22 protein-coding genes are annotated in these 23205 nt (G+C 69.2%); 10 read left to right on the forward strand and 12 right to left on the reverse strand.

Features of this window, described 5'->3' with window-relative positions; genetic code table 11:
• The first annotated feature begins 40 nt into the window (after window positions 1–40).
• Window positions 41–1195 (forward strand): homoserine O-acetyltransferase MetX, encoded by a 1155-nt coding sequence (gene metX, locus JZ791_RS29290; RefSeq protein WP_216898610.1) that lies wholly within the window; start codon window positions 41–43, stop codon window positions 1193–1195.
• A gap of 44 nt (window positions 1196–1239) precedes the next feature.
• On the opposite strand, the gene JZ791_RS29295 is transcribed toward metX, so the two are convergent.
• Window positions 1240–1551 (reverse strand): DUF3017 domain-containing protein, encoded by a 312-nt coding sequence (locus JZ791_RS29295; RefSeq protein ID WP_438804568.1) that lies wholly within the window; start codon window positions 1549–1551, stop codon window positions 1240–1242.
• 157 nt (window positions 1552–1708) lie between these two features.
• Here JZ791_RS29295 and JZ791_RS29300 point away from each other — a divergent pair, with 157 nt between their 5' ends.
• Entirely contained in the window at window positions 1709–2173 is a 465-nt protein-coding gene (locus JZ791_RS29300) for a tRNA (cytidine(34)-2'-O)-methyltransferase (RefSeq protein ID WP_216898612.1), read from the forward strand.
• Window positions 2174–2193: 20 nt separating this feature from the next.
• Here JZ791_RS29300 and JZ791_RS29305 read toward each other — a convergent pair whose 3' ends face one another.
• The 4 genes from JZ791_RS29305 to JZ791_RS29320 all read right to left on the reverse strand — a co-directional run bounded on the left by JZ791_RS29305 (window position 2194) and on the right by JZ791_RS29320 (window position 5433).
• A complete protein-coding gene (locus JZ791_RS29305; protein WP_216898614.1) occupies window positions 2194–2424 on the reverse strand; it encodes a DUF167 domain-containing protein in 231 nt (76 codons plus the stop codon).
• Window positions 2425–2486: 62 nt separating this feature from the next.
• Complete coding sequence (locus JZ791_RS29310; protein ID WP_216898616.1) at window positions 2487–3629, reverse strand: hypothetical protein; 1143 nt, start codon at window positions 3627–3629, stop codon at window positions 2487–2489.
• Window positions 3626–5122: a glycoside hydrolase family 19 protein gene (locus JZ791_RS29315; RefSeq protein WP_216898618.1), complete on the reverse strand. Its 1497-nt coding sequence runs from the start codon at window positions 5120–5122 to the stop codon at window positions 3626–3628. The genes JZ791_RS29310 and JZ791_RS29315 overlap by 4 nt, the downstream gene beginning before the upstream one ends.
• A complete protein-coding gene (locus tag JZ791_RS29320; RefSeq protein ID WP_216898620.1) occupies window positions 5119–5433 on the reverse strand; it encodes a hypothetical protein in 315 nt (104 codons plus the stop codon). The genes JZ791_RS29315 and JZ791_RS29320 overlap by 4 nt, the downstream gene beginning before the upstream one ends.
• A gap of 311 nt (window positions 5434–5744) precedes the next feature.
• Between JZ791_RS29320 and JZ791_RS46165 the strand changes: the two genes are divergently transcribed.
• Window positions 5745–6719 carry a hypothetical protein gene (locus JZ791_RS46165; protein ID WP_216898622.1) on the forward strand — a complete coding sequence of 325 codons (975 nt, stop codon included), beginning with the start codon at window positions 5745–5747 and terminating at the stop codon, window positions 6717–6719.
• On the opposite strand, the gene JZ791_RS29330 is transcribed toward JZ791_RS46165, so the two are convergent.
• Window positions 6716–10198, reverse strand: coding sequence for an error-prone DNA polymerase (locus JZ791_RS29330; protein WP_216898647.1), 3483 nt, complete (start codon window positions 10196–10198; stop codon window positions 6716–6718). The two genes, JZ791_RS46165 and JZ791_RS29330, sit on opposite strands and share 4 nt — an antisense overlap.
• Window positions 10199–10369: 171 nt before the next feature.
• Between JZ791_RS29330 and JZ791_RS29335 the strand changes: the two genes are divergently transcribed.
• From JZ791_RS29335 to JZ791_RS29350, 4 genes are all read left to right on the forward strand, one after another.
• Entirely contained in the window at window positions 10370–11335 is a 966-nt protein-coding gene (locus tag JZ791_RS29335; RefSeq protein WP_216898624.1) for an SDR family NAD(P)-dependent oxidoreductase, read from the forward strand.
• 211 nt (window positions 11336–11546) lie between these two features.
• Entirely contained in the window at window positions 11547–12143 is a 597-nt protein-coding gene (locus JZ791_RS29340) for an MspA family porin (RefSeq protein ID WP_216898626.1), read from the forward strand.
• Window positions 12144–12168: 25 nt separating this feature from the next.
• Entirely contained in the window at window positions 12169–12984 is an 816-nt protein-coding gene (locus tag JZ791_RS29345) for an MspA family porin (RefSeq protein ID WP_216898627.1), read from the forward strand.
• 104 nt (window positions 12985–13088) lie between these two features.
• The gene (locus JZ791_RS29350; protein ID WP_216898629.1) at window positions 13089–13907 is read left to right on the forward strand and encodes an IclR family transcriptional regulator; all 819 of its coding nucleotides are present in this window, start codon (window positions 13089–13091) and stop codon (window positions 13905–13907) included.
• Window positions 13908–13939: 32 nt separating this feature from the next.
• Here JZ791_RS29350 and JZ791_RS29355 read toward each other — a convergent pair whose 3' ends face one another.
• The gene (locus JZ791_RS29355) at window positions 13940–14746 is read right to left on the reverse strand and encodes an alpha/beta fold hydrolase (protein WP_216898631.1); all 807 of its coding nucleotides are present in this window, start codon (window positions 14744–14746) and stop codon (window positions 13940–13942) included.
• Window positions 14747–14856: 110 nt separating this feature from the next.
• Here JZ791_RS29355 and JZ791_RS29360 point away from each other — a divergent pair, with 110 nt between their 5' ends.
• The gene (locus JZ791_RS29360) at window positions 14857–15558 is read left to right on the forward strand and encodes a class I SAM-dependent DNA methyltransferase (protein WP_216898632.1); all 702 of its coding nucleotides are present in this window, start codon (window positions 14857–14859) and stop codon (window positions 15556–15558) included.
• A 10-nt stretch (window positions 15559–15568) separates the two neighbouring features.
• On the opposite strand, the gene JZ791_RS29365 is transcribed toward JZ791_RS29360, so the two are convergent.
• Entirely contained in the window at window positions 15569–17353 is a 1785-nt protein-coding gene (locus JZ791_RS29365; RefSeq protein ID WP_498049408.1) for a DNA polymerase Y family protein, read from the reverse strand.
• Window positions 17354–17480: 127 nt separating this feature from the next.
• On the reverse strand, window positions 17481–18404 hold the full coding sequence (imuA', locus tag JZ791_RS29370) for a DnaE2-dependent mutagenesis accessory factor ImuA' (RefSeq protein ID WP_254206485.1): 924 nt from the start codon (window positions 18402–18404) through the stop codon (window positions 17481–17483).
• Between the two features lie 210 nt (window positions 18405–18614).
• Here imuA' and JZ791_RS29375 point away from each other — a divergent pair, with 210 nt between their 5' ends.
• Window positions 18615–19745 carry a serine/threonine-protein kinase gene (locus JZ791_RS29375; protein ID WP_308163146.1) on the forward strand — a complete coding sequence of 377 codons (1131 nt, stop codon included), beginning with the start codon at window positions 18615–18617 and terminating at the stop codon, window positions 19743–19745.
• A 74-nt stretch (window positions 19746–19819) separates the two neighbouring features.
• Here the strand turns inward: JZ791_RS29375 and JZ791_RS29380 are convergent, their stop codons facing one another.
• From JZ791_RS29380 to JZ791_RS29390, 3 genes are read right to left on the reverse strand one after another with little or no spacing between them, the layout of a single operon-like run.
• Entirely contained in the window at window positions 19820–20479 is a 660-nt protein-coding gene (locus JZ791_RS29380; protein WP_216898653.1) for a response regulator, read from the reverse strand.
• Between the two features lie 36 nt (window positions 20480–20515).
• Entirely contained in the window at window positions 20516–20728 is a 213-nt protein-coding gene (locus JZ791_RS29385; protein WP_216898634.1) for a hypothetical protein, read from the reverse strand.
• A 40-nt stretch (window positions 20729–20768) separates the two neighbouring features.
• Window positions 20769–22115 carry an ATP-binding protein gene (locus tag JZ791_RS29390; RefSeq protein ID WP_254206486.1) on the reverse strand — a complete coding sequence of 449 codons (1347 nt, stop codon included), beginning with the start codon at window positions 22113–22115 and terminating at the stop codon, window positions 20769–20771.
• A gap of 194 nt (window positions 22116–22309) precedes the next feature.
• Between JZ791_RS29390 and JZ791_RS29395 the strand changes: the two genes are divergently transcribed.
• Window positions 22310–23205, forward strand: an 896-nt coding sequence (locus tag JZ791_RS29395; protein ID WP_216898638.1) for a PspC domain-containing protein, incomplete at its 3' end; no start/stop codon positions are given.

Below are 23205 nucleotides of genomic sequence, written 5' to 3' on the forward strand. Positions count from 1 at the left end.
CCACGCCGACCCACGCACTATCGGTCGGCACGGCGGTGGCATGGTGACCGTGAGCATCGAACGAAGCGCATCCGCCACCCGGGCCGAGGCCCTGCTGCCGCCGCCCGACGGCCGGCTGGGGACCATCCACATCGGCGAGGTCCGCCTGGAGAGCGGCGCGGTGATTCCCGACGTCGAACTGGCCGTGCAACGCTGGGGCGAACTGTCCGCCAATGCGGACAATGTGGTGCTCGTCGAGCACGCGCTGACCGGCGACTCGCACGTGGTCGGCGCCCCTGACGCGCTGCACTCACTGCCGGGCTGGTGGGATGGCGTGGTGGGGCCGGGCGCCCCGCTGGACACCGACGAGTGGTGTGTCATCGCCACCAACGTGCTGGGTGGCTGTAAGGGCACGACCGGCCCGGCCTCCCTCGCCGCGGACGGACGGCCCTGGGGGGCGCGCTTCCCCGAGATCTCCATCCGCGACCAGGTGAGCGCGGAGGTGGCGCTGTTCGATCTGCTCGGCATCGAGCGCTTGGCCTCGGTGGTCGGCGGATCCATGGGCGGCATGCGTGTACTGGAATGGATGGTCGGTCATCCCCAGCGTGTCGGCGCCGCGCTGGTGCTAGCGGTCGGGCCGCGCGCCACGGCCGACCAGATCGGCACTCAGACCACCCAGATCGCCGCGATCAAGGCCGACCCGGACTGGCAGGGCGGCGACTATCACGACACGGGCCGGGCGCCGACGACCGGACTGGGCCTGGCACGCCGCATCGCGCACCTGACCTACCGCACGGATTTCGAACTGGATCACCGGTTCGAGAACCACGCGCAGGGCGACGAGGACCCGCGGCGCGGTGGCCGCTACGCGGTGCAGAGCTATCTGGACTATCAGGCCGCGAAACTCTCCGCCCGCTTCGACGCGGCCAGCTATGTGCTGCTCACCGAGGCCATGAACCGTCACGACATCGGCCGCGGGCGCGGCGGGATCGCGGCGGCGCTGGCCGCCACGCCGGTGGCGTGCGTGGTCGGCGGTGTCGACTCGGACCGTCTGTACCCGCTGCGCACCCAGCAGGAATTGGCCGACTTGCTCCCCGGCTGCACCCGGTTGGAGGTCGTACACTCCCGCGACGGCCACGACGGATTCCTGACCGAGACCGAGGCGATCGGCAAGCTCTTGGCACAGACCATGGACCTGGCGCACCAGGCTCGCTGAGTTGATCCATCCCGCCGGCTCGCCATGCCCGTGAGCCCGGCGGTTCACACCACGCCGAGGCTGCTGATCGTGGCGGCCAGCGCGATGATCGTGCCGCCCAGCACCGCGTAGGCCACGACGTCGAACGGCCTGCTGCGCACCGCCAGCAGGCCTGCCCGGACCTGCGGCAGAAACAGCCGCAGCACCGAGGCCAGCAGCGCGGCGCCGCCTATGAACAGCGACCCGCGCCGCCACCGCTCCTGCATCACGAACACGATCGCCACCACCAGCACCAGCACCACCAGCAACATCGGCACCTGATTGCGCAGTGCGCCGAGCCGACGAGTGGACTGAGGTGTCACAGGAGCATCGGTCACGGGCTCTATTTTGCCTTCGCTTCGCTTCGGCTGCTCTTCGGTGCCCCGCAGGCTCGTCGTCCGCGCGCCGGCGGTTGTTTACCGGTACATCGCACGAGGTTATGCGTGGTGGTCCTCCGAACTTCGCGGGGGCGCGGCGGACAGGGATACTGATGCCGTGTTGCATGTGGTGTTTTTCGAACCTCGGATACCTCCGAATACCGGTAACGCGATTCGGCTGGCGGCGGGCACCGGGTGCGCGCTGCACCTGATCGAGCCGCTGGGCTTCGACATGTCCGCACCGAAGCTGCGGCGGGCCGGGCTGGACTATCACGACCTCGCCTCGGTCACCGTGCACCCGAACCTCGCTGCCGCCTGGAAGGTCCTGCGGCCGGAGCGGGTGTTCGCCTTCACCGCCGCGGGCACCACGCGCAGCACCGATATCGCCTATCGCGAGGGTGATGTGCTGTTGTTCGGTCCGGAACCGACCGGCCTGCCACAGGAGGTGCTCGACGATCCGATCGTCACCGATCGGGTGCGTATTCCGATGCTGCCAGGACGGCGGTCGATGAACCTGTCCAACGCGGCGGCGGTCGCGGTCTACGAGGCGTGGCGTCAGCTGGGGTTCCCGGGCGGGGTCTGAGGTGAGCGACGACCGGCGGTTCAGTCGTCGATTTCGAAGCGTTTGAATCGGGAGGTAGCGCCTGCGGTGAGGCGGACGGCGCCCTTGGGGACGCCGAGGTGCCGGGCCAGTAGTTCGATCGCCGCCCGGTTGGCCTTTCCCTCGACCGCCGGGGCGCGGACGTACAACCGGAGGGCGCCGTCGTCGAGGGTCTCGACGAGAGGCCCCTTGCGGCTGTTGGGTGTGATGGTCGCCCGGATCACCGTCGGCACATGCCACTCCTGGCTGTATGGGGATGCGGCCCATTGTGCCCGGATGAGCGCACCGACCCCGGCTAGACATGGGGGAGCCTGAGGTCCAGGACGTCGTGGGCGAGGACCTGCATCTCGTCGGCGGCGGTCAGGGTCAGATCGCCGGTGCCGGGCTCGTGCCCCCGGGTGTGCTCTGTCCGGCGGATTTCCAAGGCGGCCGAGGGGGCCAGTGCGCCGTAGCGCAGGGTGTCGTCCCCGCCGCGACGTTTCCATTGCGTGGCGGATCTGTCCCATACGGCGGTGATGAGCCGGTCGGGTGCACTGGGCTCCCACGCCACATCGGTGACCGTCAGCGCGGCATCGTCCCACCGCAGATCCGCCAGGAACGAACACGTGAAGGGTGCGGGCAGATCGAGGCTCTCCAAGCGCTGGCGCATCAGGTCGATCTGCAGTAAATGCGCTGCACCGCAAGCGATCGTGTCTCGGGCATAGCCATAGACGGCGGCGATCTGCCCATCGGGCCGCAGCACGGCCCGGTCCATAGCGGTGTTCACACCATCGACCGGGCCCAGCTTCCGCACCGCTCCGGTGCCGACGTCGACGAGGGACAGATGGTTGACGCTCCAGGACGCGCCGGGCGGCGATTCGACCTGATCGAGGATCAGCGTTCGGTTCCCCGCGGCGAGCAGCCGCGGACCCGATACCACAGCACCCGGCTCGATCTGCTCCGGCGGCGGAAGGGAAATCCTGAGAGGCACAGTGGGATTCGTGTCACGCAGATCGGCCTGCACGAAGCCGTCCGGTCCCTGCCACCAGCCGACCACCGAATCGTGCAGCGGGAAGATCCGATCGCAGCGACAGTCGACTCGCCGCGGCATGCCGCCGTCCACCCGCGCGGCGGTGAGCACGCCGGATCCGTCGAGGGCGTAGATATGCGAATTATCCTGCGCGAAACCGGCATCGGCGTAGGTCCCCGCAAATCGCGTGATCACCCGCGCCGGTGTCGCCAGCACCAATTCCGTACGGGTGCGGAATACGAACGGGCGATTGCCCGCCGCGGACAGGGCGCGCGCGCTCATCGACGAGGCCGACCTCGTCGTCGCCCCGGATATCCCACCGGCACAGCCGGAGGCGATCAGCACCCAGAGGATCAGCACCAGCGCGGTCACGCCGCGGGTGTAACAGCCTTCGGCGACGGTGCGCGGTCGCGCCTGGGTCGGTGTCATCCCAGCGCCTCCAGCGCTCGCCGGTAGTACGCCTCGCGAGATTCCAGGCCGTTGTAACCGCCGTTCACCGCCCGGGTGACCGCCGCGAAGTCGCCGGCGTCGGCCAAGGCGTTGATATTGCGAGAGGTCCAGTACCACTGGGCAATTCGAAACCCGACATCCGGCTGGGCCGCCAACTCCGGAGTGCCCTCGAGGTCCAGCCCCAATGCCTGTCCGGCCGTGCGGTAGTTGGCACGGCCGGTCAGTTGAATGGGCCCGCGACCGTGGTAACGCGGGCCGTCGCCGGGTTCGGTATTTCCGGCGGCCGCATTGAGCTGACCAGGGTCGTACTGGTGAAAGTAGTCGTCGTCGCCCAACTCCTCGAAGTAGCGGAACTCACCGCTTTCGTGAGCCAACTGCGCCAGGAATGCGGCCCGCCGCGAGGAGGTGGTTATGTCGCCCTCCCGCATGGCCGCATTGAGGCCGGGCAGATATTGCCGCGCCCGCTCCAGCGGCAGATCCGGCATGATGGCGACGAGTTGTTCGGCGGACACATCACCGGAGGGATCGAGCCTCGTCGGCGCGTTCGCGGTGAACACCCCTGCCGGGGAGGCGGTTTCGATACCGGAATCACGCGCCGCGCCGACGATATCGTCCGTGGTGGTTGCCCCCTCGCCCGCCGGAGTAGTTACCGCATTCTCGGCGGTGGCCGGTGAAGTGCCATGTCCAGCAGACGATTCCGACACCGGGATGGTGCCGCTCCCCTCGGTGGGGGGTAGCGCACCTGCCATCGACAGTTCCGGTGCGTCGGCAGCCTCCGCCGCCGCGCCTCCGGACGTCCGCGGTACCCGGCCGTCCTGTACAGCGGGATACCCGGACGCGGCGGAGTCCTGGAAGGACGGAACCCCGGTGTGCTCGGCCCAGTTGCCTCGAGCCACAGCGGCATCACCACCGCCGAAAGCTCCGGACCGAGTAGGCGTATCGAGGTCCCGGGTAGCGGGCAGACCGAACCCGAGGCCCAGGCTGACGTCGGTGACCAGATCCCGCAGCTCGCGGCCCGCGGCGACGATCGCCTGCCATCCGCGCCGCTCGGCGCGATCCACCGCCGCCGAGGCCTCCGCGATGATCTCCGCCCAGTGGTGAACCAGGGGTGGCTCCCCGGTGACGGTCCAGTCCTCTGCGACCGCGCATCCGTTCGCCTCGGCATCGGCGACGTAGTCCAGCAGCGCCAGGCCGGTGTAGTGCAGATCGGACAGTGCCCGCACACCCGCGTCGCGCAGCCCCTCGGCCCGGTCGCACAGCACCCGATTGTGCCGATGCACCGTCTCGACGGTGGACAGGACCGCGTCGAACGCCGCGCCCTGCCAGCCATCGCCGTCGAGCCGATGGCACTCCGAGCGCACCGTGGCCGACAGCGCCTCCACATCCCCGAGGTGCCGGTCGAATTCGGCACGCACCCGTTCGGCCGCCTCCAAGGCACGCCAGCTCGACAGGACCGAACGCGACGGCGTCATATCCGGACCTCCAGACCGGCGAACAGACGGCTGTGCGTGAGGTCGCTCTCGAGGTAGGCGCCCACCGCACGGTCGGTGTGCTCGGCGAGGCGGCCGAAGCGATCGGCGTTGCGCTGCACGAGGGTGGCTGCGGCGCAGACCGAATCGCACCATGCGTGCACCACGGCGCTGTGCGGAACCAGATCTGTGAGCAGGCCGACCGTCCCGAGCGTGGCGCCCGCGGCATCATCGAGCTCCCGGAACGCCTGCCGCGCCACGTATGCGAACCGTCGCATCGCATCGGCGTCGACAACACATGAATTCGACATCATCTATCCCCCTTGCTCGAATGATTTGCCCCACTGATTCGCCCCGACGCCGTCACCGTATACAGCCCTGGCGACATCTGTCACGGCTCACGCAGCAGCTGCACCCCCTTCCCGTAAACGCACCCCCTGCATCCGCAAACGCACCCTTTACAGGCAGCTCGGACGGGTTGTGAATATCGGGGCGGCGGATGGGAACTCACCCGATGCGCGGGACGCTTTCCAGACCGTACGGTCTTGAATGTCGTGTCCGAGTGACCCGGTAGGCTCGCGTACGAATGGGCGGCAGGGTCCTCGAGCAACCGGAGAGTGCGGGTATGGCCAAGCGATATGCAGTCCTGCTGGCGGCGACAGCAGCGTTACTCCTGACCAGCACGGGGATGGCGGCGGCCGGTCCGGTCACCATCCACGACGCGACGAACGTGCTGGATCACGCGCGCGTGACCACCGCGGGCAACGCGCTGCCCGATCCGGTGGAGGTCTACACCACCACGAAGTACGCCAACGACTCCGCCGCGTTCACCAACGAGACGCGCAAGGACGTCAAGGGCGCCACCGATGTGGTGCTCGCGATCAACACCCAGTCCAAGAACGTCGCGATCGAGACCGGGCCCAATTCTCATATCCGCGACACTTCGGCGGCCGGCCAGGCGTTCATCAGCGCGTTCGGTTCCGGTGACTACACCGGCGCGACGGTGGCCGCGCTGCAGTCGCTGGCGAACACCGCCAAAGAGGCGGGACCCGCTCCACAGGCCGCCCGCTATCACCACAGCAGCGGGCATATCGGCCTGTTCGGCATCCTGTGCCCGTTGATCGTCCTCGGCCTGATCGTGGCGGCCGTGGTAGGCGTGTTCCGGCGCCGCGGCCGCCGCGGCGGGTTCCCCGGCGGCGGTGGGCCCGGTGGATACGGCGGTGGCTACGGGCCCGGCGGCTACGGTCCGGGCGACTACGGTCCCGGTGGCGGCTATGGCCCTGGTGGCGGCTACGGCCCCGGCTACCGGGGTGGCGGCGGCATCAGCCCGGGTATGGCCGGCGGCATCGGCGCGGTGGGCGGCGGCCTGCTCGGCTATGAGCTGGGCAAGATGGAGGGCCGCGAGGAGGACCGCCGCGACTACGACCAGGGCGGATACGACCAGGGCCAGGGCGGATACGACCAGTACGGCGGTGGCGGCGGCGACTACGGCTTCGGCGGCGGCGACAGTGGAGGCGGCGACTACGGCTTCGGCGGCGGCGACAGCGGCGGCGGCGGTGGATTCGACGGCGGAGGCGGCGGAGGCAACGACAGCTTCTAACGGAAGTCGCGCGAGCGGGATGCCACGCGCAAATCCATGCGCTGCAGGTACTCCGCGACCACGCTGACCGCCCCCTCGGCGTTCTGCACCCGCCCACGCACCAGCAGCGCGGACGCGCCCTGGGCGATACGCCGATATCGCTGCCATAGCCCCACCGAACACACCACGTTCACCATGCCGGTCTCGTCCTCCAGGTTGATGAAGGTGACCCCGGCCGCGGTGGCGGGCCGCTGCCGATGCGTGACGGCACCGCCCACCAGCACCTTCGACCCGTCGGGCACCGCGAGCAATCCGGCCGCCGGAACCACGCCGAGCGCATCGAGTCGCGGGCGCAGGAATTCGGTCGGGTAACTACCGGGCGACACCCCGGTAGCCCACACATCGGCGGCCGCCAACTCCAACTCACCCATACCCGGCAGTTGGAGCGCGGGCGCGGCGGTGGTCGCGCCGGTGCCGGGCAGCCGGCCCGGCCGCTCCCCCGCCGCGGCGCCCGCGGCCCACAGCGCCTGCCGCCGGGTGATCCCGAGACTGTCGAGCGCACCCGCGGTGGCCAGCGATTCGGCCTGCGGCACCGTGAGTTCCACCCGCCCGGTCAGATCCAGGAACGAGACGTACGGCCCGTCCACCCGAGCGGCCACGATCCGCTCGGCTAATTCGTCGCCGATGGACCGGACCGCGGCCAACCCCAGCCGCACCTGCACGCCGTATCCATCAGCCATGAACGCGGGGCCTACGTGATTACGCTCAGCTGCCACCTCCGGCCCTGACTCACGCACGCCGGGCCGCTCCAGCGTGGCCGCGGCGAGACTGTGGTTGATATCGGGGCCGTGCACGACGACCCCGTGCCGACGGGCGTCGGCGACCAGCGACTGCGGGGAGTAGAACCCCATCGGCTGGGCATTGAGCAGTCCCGCACAGAACGCCGCAGGATGATGCAGTTTGAACCACGCCGAATAGAAGACCAGCGAGGCGAAGCTCTGCGAATGACTCTCCGGGAAACCGAAATTCGCGAAGGCATAGATCTTCTCGTAGATCCGGTCCGCCAATTCGCCTTCGATACCGTGCAATTCACGCATCCCGCGATAGAACCGCGCACGTAGCCGTTCCATCCGCTGCGGCGATCGTTTGGAACCCATCGCCCGGCGCAGCTGGTCCGCCTCGGCCGCGGTGAATCCGGCCACATCGACGGCCATCTGCATGAGTTGTTCCTGGAACAGCGGCACACCGAGCGTGCGTTCCAGCGAATTCTCCAGGGACGCATGGTCGTACGTCGCCTCTTCGACACCATTGCGACGGCGGATGTAGGGATGCACCGAACCGCCCTGAATGGGACCGGGCCGGATCAGCGCCACCTCGACGACGAGGTCGTAGAACGTCCGCGGCTTCAGCCGGGGCAGGGTCGCCATCTGCGCCCGCGACTCCACCTGGAACACACCCACCGAATCGGCGCGCGAAAGCATCTCGTACACAGCGGATTCGGCGAGATCCAGCCGGTGCAGTTCGACCTCTGCCCCCTCGTGCTCGCGCACCAGGTCGATCATGTAGTGCAGAGCCGAGAGCATGCCGAGCCCGAGCAGGTCGAACTTCACCAACCCCGCTGCGGCGCAGTCGTCCTTATCCCATTGCAGCACGCTGCGACCGGGCATGCGGGCCCACTCCACCGGACACACGTCGGCGATGGGGCGATCACAGATCACCATGCCGCCGGAGTGGATGCCCAGATGCCTTGGTAGGCCCTCGATCTCACCCGCCAGCTCCAGCACTTCGCCGGGGATATCGGAATCCTTTTCCTGCGCCACGCCGCTCCAGCGACTCACCTGCTTACTCCACGCATCCTGCTGCCCGGGGGAAAAGCCCAGCGCCCGTGCGGCATCGCGGACCGCGGATCGCCCGCGATAGGTGATCACATTGGCCACCTGGGCGGCGTACTCCCGGCCATATCGGGCGTAGACGTACTGGATCGCCTCCTCGCGACGATCCGATTCGATATCTATGTCGATATCGGGCGGGCCATCGCGCTCCGGCGACAGAAACCGTTCGAACAGCAGGCGGCCCGCCACCGGATCGACATTGGTGATGCCGATCGCGAAGCAGACCGCGGAATTGGCCGCCGACCCCCTGCCCTGGCACAGGATGTCGTGCTCCCGGCAGAAGGTGACGATATCGTGCACCACCAGGAAATATCCCGGAAAACCCAGATCCGAGATCACCCGCAGCTCATGGTCCAGCTGCCGGTACGCCTCCGGATTCGCCGCGCGCGAACCGTAGCGCCGGCCCGCTCCGGCGTAGGCGAGTTCGCGCAACCACGAATTCTCGTCGTGACCGTCGGGCACATCGAACGGCGGCAACCGCGGCGCGATCAGTTTCAGGTCGAAGGCGCACTCGCGGGCCAGCTCGACGGCATTGGCGATCGCCTGCGGGCGCGCGGAGAACAGTCGCGCCATCTCCGCGCCGGAACGCAGGTGCGCCCCGCCGACGGGCGCGAGCCAGCCGTCCATTCCGTCCAGTCCCTGCCGGGCGCGCACCGCCGCCAGCGCCATCGCCAACCGGCGCTGGCGCGGGGCGGCGAAATGCGCCGCGGTGGTGGCGATGATCGGAAGCCCGACGCGATCGGCCAGGGCGGCCAGCCGGGCGTTGCGCTCGTCGTCCTCGGGGACGGCGTGGTGAGTGAGCTCCACGCTCACCCGGTCCGCGCCGAATCGCTCCGCCAACTCGCGCAGCGTCGCCTCGGCCGCAACATCGCCCGCCGCGCCGGAACCCATCGAAAGCGCCTGCTGCACATGACCTTTGCGACATCCGGTAAGAATCTGCCAATGCCCGCCCGCCGCGGCGGACAGACGATCCAGGTCGTAACGCAGGATTCCCTTCTCCCCACCGGCCATATGCGCGGCCGCGATCTCCCGCGACAGCCTGCGATAGCCCTCCTGCCCGCGTGCCAGCACCAGCAGGTGCGTCCCACCCGGATCGGGACTTCCGGTGCGCGGCTCGGTGTTTCGCCGATCTCCCGCGCCGTTCGCACGGCCCGCCTCGCCATTCCGGCGCGCCTTCGGCCGGAGTCCGTCCGCGCCATCCCGGCCGAGAGCATGCCGGGAAGACGAGAAAGGCAGCGACAACTCCGCACCGAACACCGTCGGCAGCCCCCACTCGGCCGCCGCCTCCGCGAAGCGAACCACCCCGTAGAACCCGTCGTGGTCGGTCAGCGCGAGCGCCTCCAGCCCCAGACGCACCGCTTCCTCGACCAACTCCTCGGGCTGGCAGGCGCCGTCGAGAAAGCTGTACGCCGAGTGCGCGTGCAGTTCGGCATAGGGCACCACCGGTCCGCCGGCCCGTGGCCGCTCCCCGGCCCGATACGCCCCGCGCTTACGCGACCAGGCGGGACTGTCACCGCCGTCACCGGGCGGTTCGGGCGCGCGCCCCGGACGGCCGGAAAGCACCCGCTCCATCTCCGACCAGGTCGGCGGACCGTTACCCCAGCCCATGCACACCTCCGACAGACCGTCCGGTTCTTTACCGTATCGAACATACATTCGATATGAGACACGTCAAGCTTTCGGCGCGAACGATCCGGGACTGTGACGAACCCACGATGGCGCCGAAACTTACCCCGGAGTAAGTTCATGGTGAATCGACCTTGCAAGGGAGCAGCAGCGATGACCCATACCCCCGCGGCCGACCACCTGTCCCGTCGGCGCACTCGCCGAGATCTGACCGGCAGGCACGTGCTCATCACCGGCGCCTCCTCCGGCATCGGCCGGTCCGCCGCGCTCGCGGTCGCGAGCAAGGGGGCGGTGGTGCTGTTACTCGCCCGCCGCGAGGAGGAACTGGCCGCCGTGGTGCAGCAGATCGGCGCCGAGGGCGGGCGGGCATACGCCTACCGCTGCGATGTCACCGACGCCGAATCGGTCGAGCAGACCGTCAAGACCATCCTCGACGAGCACGATCACGTCGACATGCTGGTCAACAACGCCGGACGTTCCATCCGCCGGGCCGTGCACCGCTCCACCGACCGGATGCACGACTTCGAGCGCACCATGGCGGTCAACTACTTCGGCGCGGTGCGGATGACCCTGGCGCTGCTACCGCAGATGCGCGAACGCAAGTTCGGTCACATCGTCAACATCTCCAGCGCCGGCGTGCAGGTCGCCACGCCGCGCTTCGCCGCGTACCTGGCATCCAAGGCCGCGCTGGACAAGTTCGCCGAGGTCACCGCAGCCGAGATGCTCGCGGACAACATCACCTTCACCACCATCCACATGCCGCTGGTGCGCACACCCATGATCGCTCCCAGCGGCAAGCAGGGCCCCTCGGAATCCCCCGAATGGGCCGCCGCGACCATCGTGCGCGCACTGTCCGAGCGCCCCAAGCGCATCGACGTACCGCTGGGCACCCTCGCCGAATACGGCGGCCTGTTCACCCCGCGCACCAAGGACCGGATCATGCACCGCTACTACCGCGCGTTGCCGGACTCACCCGCCGCCCGGGGCGAGACGGCTCCCGCCGATGCGCACGACGTCGTTCCGCACCACGAGCCACGCCGCGACCGGTCACCGGCCGGACGCGTCACCCGGACCGTCCTGCGCCGCGCCGCCCGCCTGGTTCCCGGCACCTATTGGTGAGGCCGGCCTTCCTTCCAAGGAATGCGGGGTGGACGCCGCCGCGCCCGTCCCGATAAGAAGGATTCCGAACATCGTCCGGCACCTCGTAACACACAGAGATTATGCGGGCCAGTCGATTTCGGCGTGATCGAACAACACCTGCACACAGGGCGCATCCATCGCGCCCGGTGCTCACATGCCGGAAACGACTCCTGGCATGTGAGGGAAACCAGTGCACAACGGATTTCGACGGCTCACCGGTATCGGTCTGGGCCTGGCGGCCGTCGTGCTCGGACCAGGCAACGCGCATGCGGACACGGTGGTCCCGCTCCCGGACGGTCATCAGACGGTGACCACCACCATCGGTATCCCGGTGGACCTGAGCCGGACCGGAGAACGCGCGGTGATCTCCCCGTCCCTGGCGCCGAACGGCATGTCGCGTACCGCGACCGTCTCGGCCACCGTCTACGCCACCACGCCCGGCGCCACCTCCGGCACCCTGGAGACCGGATATCTCGTCGGCTGCCAGGTTGATCTGTCCGGCGGTCTGTCCCTCGGCGGGGATGTCTACGTCGAGCCCGATTCCATCTCCCCCGAACTCACGCCGTCCATCAATCTGGTGCCCGGCGGCGTGGCGAAGGTGGCGTTCGACACCAAGAAGCTCGACCCGACGCAGGGGAAGGTCGGCATCCAATACCTCGACCGCGGCATCCAGGTCAGCGGGTGCGGAGGTTACGCACAGGCGCGCGCGTACAGCACGTTGAACGTCACCAACGACCACGGCACCGCCGAGGTCACCCTCTACGGCCAGCCGTTCGGCATCGGCTGAGCCGACACACGACCAGGAGAGCGGTATGCGGCATCATCTCGGCGCGGCACTTGTGGCGGGGCTGTGTCTGCCCGCGCTGCTCGCGGCGGCGGGTCCGGCCCGGGCGGACACCTCGGTGACGCTCCCGGACGGGCACGCCCGGTACACCACCCGCGACGGCGTCGCCGTCACCGTCGCACGCACCGGCGAGCACGCCAGGATCTCCGCGTCGATGGCCTCGAGCCCGCTGTCCCGTAATGCCTGGGCATCCGCGGTCACCTCGGTGTCGACGACCGGACCGGCCGGCGTCAAGATCACCGGTGGGCGCATCGAGACCGGGTATCTGGTCGGCTGTCAGATCGATATCGGACATGCCGAGCACGCCAACGCCAGCGGTGACCAGGCCGATCAGCCGCCGCCCACGAACGCCAACGGCAATTCCAGCAGTGGCGACTCCGGCAATGGCGTCACCGCCGGAAACGGAAATGGCAACAGCGGAGGCGGCGGCAATAGTGCGGGCGGCGGCAACAGCGGTGGCGGCGACAACGGCGGGGGAAGCGACAACGGCGGTCTGAAGCTCGGCGACTACGATGACGGCGTCACCATCGGCCCCGACGGCGTCAGCCCGTACGCGGACCCCGACACGAGCCTGACACTCAAACCCGGCCAGGTCGCCACCAAGAAGATCGCCGTCTACAACTTCACCGGCACGTCGGGCACCAACCAGTACGTCGACCACACGCTCTCGGTCGAGGGCTGTGCGGGATACGCCGAGGCACGCTCGTACACCACGGTCCTGATCCAGGACTCGGTCATGGACAGCACCGAAACGCTGTGGGGCCGCCCCTTCAGCCTCGGATAAGGGCATACTTACAGAAGATTCACAGCCACGCACCAGAAGCCTGGAAGCCGGACGCAGCAAGATCGGGAGCCGTCACGCATGCATTCCGGGAAGGTCACGCGCATATGGCTCGGTACTCCAACGGCGAATCCGTCTTCTCCCGATTTGCCCGCCTCCTGGAGACGGTAGGGCAGGATGGTCCCGCGATCAGCGTCACAGAGTTGTCGGATCGCACCGGGCTTTCGTTACCGGCCGTCTCGCGCATGGTCTCCGAACTGGTCGAACACGGCTGGTTGCAACGCGACGCGCAGCGCCGCGTGTCGATCGGCCTGCCCATGTGGGAGATGGTGAGCCGGGCGGTGCCGACCAGGGAGATCTGTGACACCGTGATGCCCTTCATGGCCGAGTTGCATACCCGCGTGGGGCACACCACCTACCTGTCCGTGCGATACCAGCGGGAGGTGCTGTTCCTGCGTCGGCTGACCCGGCCGGACGCGGTGCGCACCATGGTGGGTTCGGGCAGCCGGCTGCCCCTGCACGCGTCGGCGTCCGGACTGGTGCTGCTGGCCCACGCGCCCAAACAGCTGCAGGAACAGGTCATCGAGGGCCCGCTACCGGCATACACCCCGTATACGCTCAACAATCCACACGCTGTCCGGGCGCGGCTCACCGAGATCCGCCGGGTCGGCATGGCGTACTACCCGGGTGCGATCGACGTCGAAGCCACCGCGATCGCGGTCCCGCTGCGCACGGCCACCGGCCAGGTCACCGCGGCACTGTCGGTCGTGGTCCCCAACGATGATCGAGCCCGCGGAGCGCTGCCCATACTGCAGGCCACCGCGCTGCGGATCAACCATGCCATAGCCGAGCGCAATATCTCGGTGACGTCGATCGGCGAGTATCCAACGGACGCACAACATCTCGTCAATATGGTCACAGCCTGATCCGCTGGATCGATCCGGCTCGTACGAACGATTCAGTGCCCGAGAAACGGCAGTACCGCGGCGGCGAACTCGTGATAGCGGTCGCGGTGGATGCTGTGACCGCAGTCGAAGGATTCGACTCGGCAATCGGGAACGGCGGTGCGGAAATCCGCCAGCTTCTCCGGGTCGACCATGCCACCCGGGCCGCCGCGCAACATCAGGGTGGGCGCGGTGATCTCGCCGAGCCGATCCCACCACCGCGGATTCGGCCGGCGGAACTGTTCCAGCGCGGTCCGGGTCATCGACCGGTCGAAGGCCAGTACCGCCCGCAGATGCCGCAGCAGGCTGGTCGTGGCGTGCCACAGCTCCGGCGGGGTCGGCAGGCGGCGGGTCAGGGTGGGCTGCTCGTCACCCGAGCGCAGCGGCAGCGGCTGCTCCTCGATCACCAGACGTCGCACCAGCCCGGGACGCTCCAGCGCCACACACGACACCGCGTAACCGCCGAGCGAATGCCCGACCAGATCCGCCGAGGTCAGCCCGAGCTGATCGCACAGCTGCACGATATCCGCGCCGAACTCGTCGAACCGGTAGGACTCGGCGTGCGCGCTGCGCCCGTGACCCCGCAGATCGGGGATGATCACCCGTCGCCCCAGCCGCGCCAGATCATGCGCGAACCGATCCCAGGTATGCCCGTCCCCGCCCATCCCGTGCACCAGCACGACCGGGACGTCGGCGACGGACGTCCGAGGCATGCACTCCTCGGGCGCGAGAACGGCGGCACGACGCGCCGCGCCGATATCGCGGTAGGCGATTCGCACACCCGCCAACGGCACCCGGATCACGATCGATTCCACGATCATCGAGAATAAAGGGGTTATCGGCCCGCTATACGCCCTTGTGCCCAGATTCATAACCGTCCGCGCCCGGATAATCACTGGGCACTCTCGAGCCGAACCGTGATACTCACCTCATGCCGAGCTTCGCGGATTTCGACCGCCGCAACTATCGCACCGTCGACGTCGCCACGGGGTATGACGGTTGGGCGCCGACCTACGAGCAGACAGTCATGGACGAGATGGACCTCACGCTGCTGGGGCGGTTGCGCGTACCGCGCTGGGACAAGGTGCGGCGCGCGGCCGACCTGGGCTGTGGCACCGGCCGGACGGCTGGATGGCTGCGCGAACACGGCCTGGGCCATATCGATGGGGTGGATCTGAGTACCGGCATGCTGGCGCTGGCACGATCCCGCGGCGCGCACGCCACACTCACGCACGGCGATGCCTGCGACACCGGATTGACCAGCGGCGCATACGATTTGGTGATCTCATCGCTGATCGATGAGCATGTGCCCGACCTCGTGCCGTTCTATCGCGAGGCGCACCGGCTGGCGACGCCGGGCGCGAGTTTCGTCCTGGTCAGCTACCACCCGCAGTTCGTGATGGTGACCGGAATGCCCACGCACTACACGGATCCGGCGGGTGAGCCGCTGGCGATCAACACCCATCTGCACCTGTTCAGCGATCACGTCACCGCCGGCGTGACGTGCGGATGGCGCCTGGCCGAGGCGGCCGAGGCGGTGGTCGAGGAGCCCTGGCTCGCGGCCAAGCCGAAGTGGCGGCATCTGCTCGGCCACCCGTTCAGCATGGCGCTGGTGTGGACGCTGCCCGGATGACCCGTCCGGGCTACTCGTACAGGCCCTCCACATGCCAGGTATTCGTGTAGCCGAACAGCAGCAGTACCTTGACGTCGGCCGCCAGCAGCACCTGGGCGCGGACGGCGGGACGGGGGCCCGCCCACCAGCGCTCGTCCAGGAGCCAGGGGCCCGCCCAGCCGGTCACCTCCCAGTGCTTGCCGCCCCAGCGCAGACGGGTCGGCTCGGCGGTGAACAGGCCGCGATCGGTGACCCATACCGGCGCGTCGTCGGCGGACTCCAGCACCACCTCGGGACGGTTGACCAGCACCACGGCCGGGGCGGGTTCGGGCAGCCTGCCGGGCCACGGCAGCGTGGGATCCGCGGCGGGGGTCTGCTCGTCACCGAGCGCGATCAGGGTGACCCGTTCGACGGGTCCGCGCCCGCCGCTGAGTACGCCGACCTGGACCGCCTCTCCCCCCAGCAGGCCCTGCACCCGCACCAACGCGCGCCGCGCGGCCTCCTGCTCCTGTCCGGCCCCGCCCCACAGCCCGAGCTGCAACGTCCCGGCGGACACCACTTCGATCGGCTCCAACCGCAGCAGCACGATCGGTGCGGGCTCGTGCTCGTTCGGCCGAAACCTCTTTCGGTCCACAGGGATTCCGAGCTCCGGAGCGCGCCTTTCTCGGCTCCTGCGGATGCTCACTCCCGCCTCATCAGCCGCCACGACACCCGGCCGGGAAGCACGCGCCGGATCCACGCCGGATCCTTCCTGGTCCGTACGGATCACCGCGTCCGCTCGGCCGATCGCCGCGATCCCGGACCACTCGTCCCGGCCCGGTCCACGCAGGGCGCGGCGGGTGAGCCAGCCGTCCAACTGCCAGCGGATTCGGTCCGCGGTGCCGTCCGGGGTCAGCGGTTCGGCGCAGCGCCAGATTCGGGAAAGGCGTTCCCCGGACTCGGTTTCCGCGATCACCTCCAGGCGGGTACAGGCCAGCGATGCGGCGGCCAGACGTTCGTGCAGCCGGGTGGCCAGCAGTCGCCCGGCGAAGGCTGCGGCGTCCACCCGTTCGATCGGCGGATCGCAGGGGTACTGCACCGCCAATTCCGCTGCGGGCGGATGGGGGGCGGGCGGGCGCTCCGGTTCGGCGCGGGCGCAGCGGTGCGCCGCGATCGCGTCGGCGTCGAAGCGCGAGGCGACCTCGGCCGGGGTCAGCGCGGCGAAATCACCGATTCGCCGTAACCCCAAGCGGTGCAACAGGTCCACCAGATCCTCGCGCCCCGGACCGGCCAGGCTGGGCTCGACGGCGAGCTCACCCACCGGCAGTGGCGCCAGGAATTCCGCGCCCCGTCCGGGCGGCACGAGGGCCGCGCGGCGGGCAGCCAGCACCGCGGTGGACATCTCGTCCGCGATTCCGATCCTGCACTCCACCCCGACCGCGGCCACCGCGTCCACCAGGCGCTCGGCCGACGCCTCCTCGGAACCGAAGAACCGCGTCGCGCCCCGCGCCACCAGCACCAGTAGCCCGGCGCGCAGCACCTCCGCCCCGGGCGCCACCTCGTCCACGGCCGCGACCACCGGCTCGAACAACCGCGCGTCCCGGTCCGGATCCGCCTGCGCCACATATAGATCGGGGCACCGAGACTGCGCCTCCCGCCGCCGCGCCCCGCGCCGCACCCCCGCGGCCCGCGCCGTTTCCGAACACGCCACGACCCGATTGGCGTGCAGCACCGCTACCGGCCGCACCGGCGAGACGCCAGCCGCCGCACCGGCCGCGACGGCGGGCCAGTCCGGGCACCACAGCGCCAGCACCCGGGCCCCGCCGCGCCCACTCACCGCCACAACTCGCCGCGCGACATCGCCATCACGCACCACGGCTCCGATCGTTCCCACGCGGTTCGACCGGAACCCCTCGCGCGATCACGACACATATGCCGCGCCCACGGCTCGCCCGCAAGCTCACTCACGATGCCGCATGATTCGCGTCCACTATCGGCGAAACGGTCGAATCTGGCTGTGCGACAGTCCATTCGACACCATCACCGCCGGGCATCAGATCGATCAGGCCGGTGCGGTGCGCACTCGAACGGTCGCGTACCCGCACATCGAGCCGCATGGTGCGCAGGCGGCCGCAGCCTCGCCCGAGGCCGCCGTAGCCGGCGACCCGGGCCTCGATGCGCAGCGCCGGACCGGACCAGGAGCCCCCGGTCACCACGAGCGTGGCGCCCTTGGTGCGGGCGCGCGCGGTGAGCACACGAGTTCTCGCGGACGGCACTGTCGCGCCGCGCAATCCGAGCACGACCAGATCCAAACCATCCAGCAATACCGAAGCTATCTCCAGCGGATCGGGGCCGGGATCGGGCACCACGGCCAATCGATCCAGCCGAGCCCCCATCTCGGCCGCGGCCAGCAGGCCGAGCCGCGGCAGACCGACCGCGACGGCATGTCCGCCATCGCCGGTCACCGCGGCCAGCAACCCGATCAGTAACGAACTCGCACCCGAATACTCGACCACCGAACCCCGAACCAGGCCACCGACCGGCAACAGCCCCGCCAGCGCGGGTGGTACCGGCAACAACTTCCCGCCGCCCGACCACGGCTCGCCCCGCCCCTGCCCCTGGCCCGACGAATCCAGCGCACGCATCCGCATCGGCGACTCCCCGTCCGCCTCGTCCGACGCGTCGCATCGCCGCGGCATCGCCTGCGCACGCGACTGCTCCGACGAATCCCCGGACAGCCGCCCCGACGCCCCTTCGGACGGCGGCGCCGACGACTCCCTCGTCTCCTCCGACCGCGTCTGCGCATGCCGCCACACCGGCGGCATGCGCGCGTCCGCGCCGCGCGCCGGGACCGCGGCGATCAGTCGGCGCAGTTCCGCCAGCCGCATACGTTTCACCTCGTCGGGCGACCCCATCCTCGTTCACCTATCTCCCTCGAATGGACTCCAGCACCGATCCAGCTATCGATGTGTGTCGAATATACGTTCGATAGATTGCCAGCGGAAGCCCGGCCCTGTCCATGTCGGGGTGGCGTGCGAGCCGGACCCATGCTCGGCGAAGCGGGCCAGTCAGGATGGTTTTCCGCTATTCTCGCGCCCGTGACCGAACGCGCCCGTCCTATCGTCGGCCCCGACTATCTGGTCGCCGGCCGGTATCGTCTGCAGTCCAAGCTCGGCGGTGGCGGCATGGGCGCGGTCTGGCTGGCCCACGACCGGCTGCTCGACCGCGACGTCGCCATCAAGCAGGTGCTGACCACGGCCGGGCTCAGCGAAGAGCAGGCCCGCGAGGTCCGCAACCAGATCGTCCACGAGGGCCGGGTCGCCGCCAAGCTGTCGCACGAGCACGCCATCGCCGTCTACGACGTGGTGCTGGAGGCGGGTGAGCCGTGGCTGGTCATGGAGTACCTGCCCTCGCGCAGCGTCGCCAAGGCGCTGGCGCTGGCCGATGCGCTCTCGCCCATCGAGGTGGCGCAGATCGGCGCGCAGGTCGCCGACGCACTGGCCGCCGCGCATGCCGTCGGCATCGTGCACCGCGATATCAAGCCCGGCAACATCCTGGTCGCCGACCGCGGCGCCGAGGTCGGCATGGCGAAGCTCAGCGACTTCGGCATCTCGCGCGGCACGGGTGAGGCGATCGACGAGCTGGAAGAGAGCATCACCGGCACCCCCGCCTATCTGCCGCCGGAGGTCGCGCGCGGCGCGCAGCCCACCGCCGCCAGCGACGTCTACTCGCTCGGCGCGACGCTGTACACCGCGGTGGAGGGGCAGCCGCCGTACGGTCTCGACGATGACAACGACGTCATCGTCCAGCGCGCCGCGATGGCGCAGATCACCCCGCCGAGCCGCAGCGGCCCGCTCACCGAGGCGCTGCTGCACATGATGGAGCCCGCGCCGCAGCGCCGCCCCACCATGGCCGAGGCACGCAACGAGATCCTGACCGCCGTTTTCGGTCCCGGCACCGAGCCCTACATACTCGGCGCGCCGGTCCGCACCGAGGACGGCACCATCCCGGCCTGGGCCGCGCGCAACTCGGCCGCGGGCATGCGCAGCCCGCACTCCACCCCGCTGCCCCGCCCGCAGCGCGTCAATGCCCCGAGCGCCCCTGCGCCGCAACAGAAGAAGCCGGGCTTCAACCTCAACGCCCTGGGGCCCAACGCCGCACCGCTGGCCATCGCGATCGGACTGCTGATCGGCCTGGTCATCCTGGTCGCGATCCTCATCGCGCTCTGAGCGCACGGACAGAGGTTCCACCCGTTATCCCGGCACGCTTGCGGCCGGAACGACGAGGAGCACTTCGACCGGCGTCAGTCGATCCGGCGGCGATGGGCCCAGCGGGTCAAGGCGTTTCGGTTGGACTGCTGGGTCTTGCGCAGCACATTGGAGGCGTGGGTTTCCACGGTCTTCACCGAGATGAACAGGGATTCGGCGATTTCGCGGTAGGTGTAACCGCGGGCGAGCAGCCGCAACACTTCCAGCTCGCGCGGGGTCAGCGAATCCAGTTCCGGATCGAGCGGGGGCTCGGGGGCCGGTGAGCGCCCAGTGAACGAGTCCAGGACGAATCCGGCCAATCGCGGGCTGAACACCGCGTCACCGCCCGCGACCCGCCGGATGCCATCGGCCAGTTCGGATCCGGAGATGGTCTTGGTGACATATCCGCGCGCGCCCGCGCGAATCACCGCGATCACGTCCTCGGCGGCGTCGGATACGCTCAGCGCCAAGCAGACCGGAGCCTTCGAACCGCCGTTCCCGTTCCCCTTCTCAATCCCCTGCAGCACCGCGACCCCGCCGCCATCGGGCATGTGCACATCCAGCAGCACCACATCCGGGCCGGACGTCGCGATTCCGGTGATCGCCTCGCCCACCGCACCGGCCTCGCCCACCACCTCCATATCGGCCTCGCGACTCAGCTCGGCCCGCACACCGGAACGGAACACGGCATGGTCGTCGACCAGAAAGACCCTGATGGACACGGTTCTCCTCACCTGAAGATGGATGCCACGCTACCGGCCGCCGAGCAGATCGCCCATCCATCGGTACCACATCCAGACGTCCGGCTCCGGGCAGAACCACGCCCTCGGCGCCGACTCGCGAACGAAGCCGATCATCTGTTCGCCCAGGGACTTCTCACACCCAACGGCTAGCACCGGAATCGTGAGCGGCTCCGCGGCGACCGCACGCATCTGATCGGCGCTGACCCAGGTGTCGGAGACCATCGACCGGCAACAGCATCTCGATGATCGGCAGAGCGAGACGTCACTCTCCGGTGGCGGCGTTGGCTCGGCCGCGGGATTCCGGTGACATCGCACCATCGGCCTCGGCGTTCTCGGCGGTCGGCGCGCCGTCGGCATCCGTCACATCGCCGCCGTCGACTCCCTCGGAATCCTTGCGGGGCATGGTGATCCGGACCTCCGTGCCGCGGCCGGGGGTGGAATCGATGACGACGGCGCCGCCGCGGCGTTCGATGCGGGCGTGGATGGATTTGGACAGGCCCTGCCGGTCTGCCGGAACGTCGGCGGGATCGAAGCCGGCGCCTCGGTCGCGGACGAAGATGCCGACCTGGTGGGGCTCTACCTCGGCGAACAGGTCGATGGTCGGGACTCCGGCGTGTTTGGCGGCGTTGACCAGGGCCTCGCGGGTGGCGCCCAGGAGGGCGGTGAAATGTTCTCGGGGAAGGCCGAATCCCGTATCGCCCGGATCCATCGAGACGTCGCCGACGGTGACCGGGGCGACCTTCACGCCGTGCTGGTCCTCCACCTCACCGGCGATCGTGCGCAGGGCCGCGGCCAGGCTGGACTGCGGCGGCATGGTGTCCTCGAACAGCCACTTGCGCAGTTCTCGCTCCTGGCTGCGGGCCAGGCGCATCACCTCCTGCGGGTCGTCGGCCTGGCGCTGAATCAGTGCGAGGGTTTGCAGCACCGAATCGTGCAGGTGCGAGGCGATCTCCTCGCGCTCCTCGTTGCGGATGCGCGCGGCGCGTTCGGAATTGAGCGCGCGGACCATGCGCAGCCACAGCGGAACCGTCAGCAGGCCGACCCCGATCAGCGTGACCGCGACCGCGATCATTGCCGACCCCAGCGAACTCAGGTTGATCCGGGCCAGCACCACCACGCCGAGCCCGACCACGATCAGCGTCGCCCCGGCCACGATGCGCGTCCAGGTGAGCACCGAGGGCCGCACCGGCAGCCCGAGGATCGAGCGCGGCCCCTCGGCGTCGAATTCGCGCCACACCAGCGCCGCGCCCACCGCGACAACGATGATCGGCGCCACCACATGCGCTGCTGTGCCGTTGAACAGCCACGCCATCGACACCGCCAGCGTCACGCCCAGCAGCACCAGCCCGGCCGCCTGCCGTCGCTCCGCGGCCGTCGGCGGCGGCCCGTCCCCACCGGAGGAGGTGAAGATCCACAGCATCCCGTACCCGACGATGCCCGCCCCCATCAGCGCCGACAGCAGCACGAACCCGACGCGCACCTTGAACACGTCGACCCCGAGATGATCGGCGATCCCGCCCGCGACCCCACCGACCACCCGCCCCCGTGCACGCCGCGTCATGCGCGGATACGGCGCGGGCGCGACCCCTCGGGCATCGAGATCGGGCATGGACGGATACATACCTCCGATCCTGACACGCCCCACCGACACCAACCATCGGGGAATCACCCCATTTCCCTCGGGGTGACCCCACCACCATCGCCATCGCCCATGTAGCGCGATGCGGGGCTCGGCCAATTCAGGAACTCAATCAGGGTCATCCCCGATGCGCCCCGAACCGCTTCGCGACCACGATGGACGGCATGACCAGAGCGGGGTGGGCCGGGAACACCGGCCGATCGGGATTCAGTGAACAGATGCATCATCTGTGGCAGACGCGGCCCATGCGGCTGCGGCATCATGGCCCGGTCGCGGGGGTGGCGGCCGGGTTCGGACGACGGTACGGGGTCGATCCGGTGCTGGTGCGGGTCGCCTTCGTGGTATCGACGATCTTCGGGGGGTCGGGGATCATCCTGTATCTGCTGGCCTGGCTGTTGTGCCCGGCGGCACAGGATCAGGTGTCCGCGGCCGAGGGGCTGTTCGGGCGGGGGCACAGCACGCAGTCGCCGGCCAAGACGGTGCTGCTGATCATCGTGCTGGTCATCGCGGTCAGCACCGTGGGACCGGTGGGGGCCGGACTCGGCGGCGCCGGGTTGATCAGTTTCGTGCTCATGCTGGCCGGGTGGTGGCTGCTGTACCTGCGCAGCCCGCAGCCGCCCGCCGACGAGTACGACACGTCGCTGCCGGACGGGGGATACGGTGCGACCGGGTATCCGGGGACGATGTTCCCGGACAATTCACCATGGAGTTGGACGAGCTACGGCCCCTACACCAAGCTGCCCGACCACTACGAGCCGGATCCACCGAACAATGCTGCGGCACAGACTGTTTCACCGCAGGACACTGAGGTGATCCCGGACCAGCCCACCGAGACGATCGACACCGTACTGCCCGACGAAACACCACTGTCGGCCGAAGCAGTCGACCATCTCGCGAATTCCACAGTCGCACACAGCGATTCGACCATCACAGGCGCGCCCGAGGGAACATCCGGGGAATCCGAGAACAGCTATACGAGCACCCCGGAGACAGCTCGAACACCCACCGACAGCACCGCGTCACAACGGATCTCCTCCCCACCTCCCCCCTTCCGCACGAC

This window comes from Nocardia alni, assembly GCF_019038435.1.
GTDB lineage: Bacteria > Actinomycetota > Actinomycetes > Mycobacteriales > Mycobacteriaceae > Nocardia > Nocardia alni.

Excerpts from the sequence above, each read along its gene's own strand:
- metX (WP_216898610.1), top strand. The coding sequence starts at position 41 with ATGGTGACCGTGAGCATCGAACGAAGCGCATCCGCCACCCGGGCCGAG.
- JZ791_RS29310 (WP_216898616.1), bottom strand. The coding sequence starts at position 3,629 with ATGACACCGACCCAGGCGCGACCGCGCACCGTCGCCGAAGGCTGTTAC.
- JZ791_RS29315 (WP_216898618.1), bottom strand. The coding sequence starts at position 5,122 with ATGACGCCGTCGCGTTCGGTCCTGTCGAGCTGGCGTGCCTTGGAGGCG.
- JZ791_RS29320 (WP_216898620.1), bottom strand. The coding sequence starts at position 5,433 with ATGATGTCGAATTCATGTGTTGTCGACGCCGATGCGATGCGACGGTTC.
- JZ791_RS46165 (WP_216898622.1), top strand. The coding sequence starts at position 5,745 with ATGGCCAAGCGATATGCAGTCCTGCTGGCGGCGACAGCAGCGTTACTC.
- JZ791_RS29330 (WP_216898647.1), bottom strand. The coding sequence starts at position 10,198 with ATGGGCTGGGGTAACGGTCCGCCGACCTGGTCGGAGATGGAGCGGGTG.
- JZ791_RS29335 (WP_216898624.1), top strand. The coding sequence starts at position 10,370 with ATGACCCATACCCCCGCGGCCGACCACCTGTCCCGTCGGCGCACTCGC.
- JZ791_RS29345 (WP_216898627.1), top strand. The coding sequence starts at position 12,169 with ATGCGGCATCATCTCGGCGCGGCACTTGTGGCGGGGCTGTGTCTGCCC.
- JZ791_RS29350 (WP_216898629.1), top strand. The coding sequence starts at position 13,089 with ATGGCTCGGTACTCCAACGGCGAATCCGTCTTCTCCCGATTTGCCCGC.
- JZ791_RS29355 (WP_216898631.1), bottom strand. The coding sequence starts at position 14,746 with ATGATCGTGGAATCGATCGTGATCCGGGTGCCGTTGGCGGGTGTGCGA.
- JZ791_RS29360 (WP_216898632.1), top strand. The coding sequence starts at position 14,857 with ATGCCGAGCTTCGCGGATTTCGACCGCCGCAACTATCGCACCGTCGAC.
- imuA' (WP_254206485.1), bottom strand. The coding sequence starts at position 18,404 with ATGCGGCTGGCGGAACTGCGCCGACTGATCGCCGCGGTCCCGGCGCGC.
- JZ791_RS29385 (WP_216898634.1), bottom strand. The coding sequence starts at position 20,728 with ATGGTCTCCGACACCTGGGTCAGCGCCGATCAGATGCGTGCGGTCGCC.
- JZ791_RS29390 (WP_254206486.1), bottom strand. The coding sequence starts at position 22,115 with ATGCCCGATCTCGATGCCCGAGGGGTCGCGCCCGCGCCGTATCCGCGC.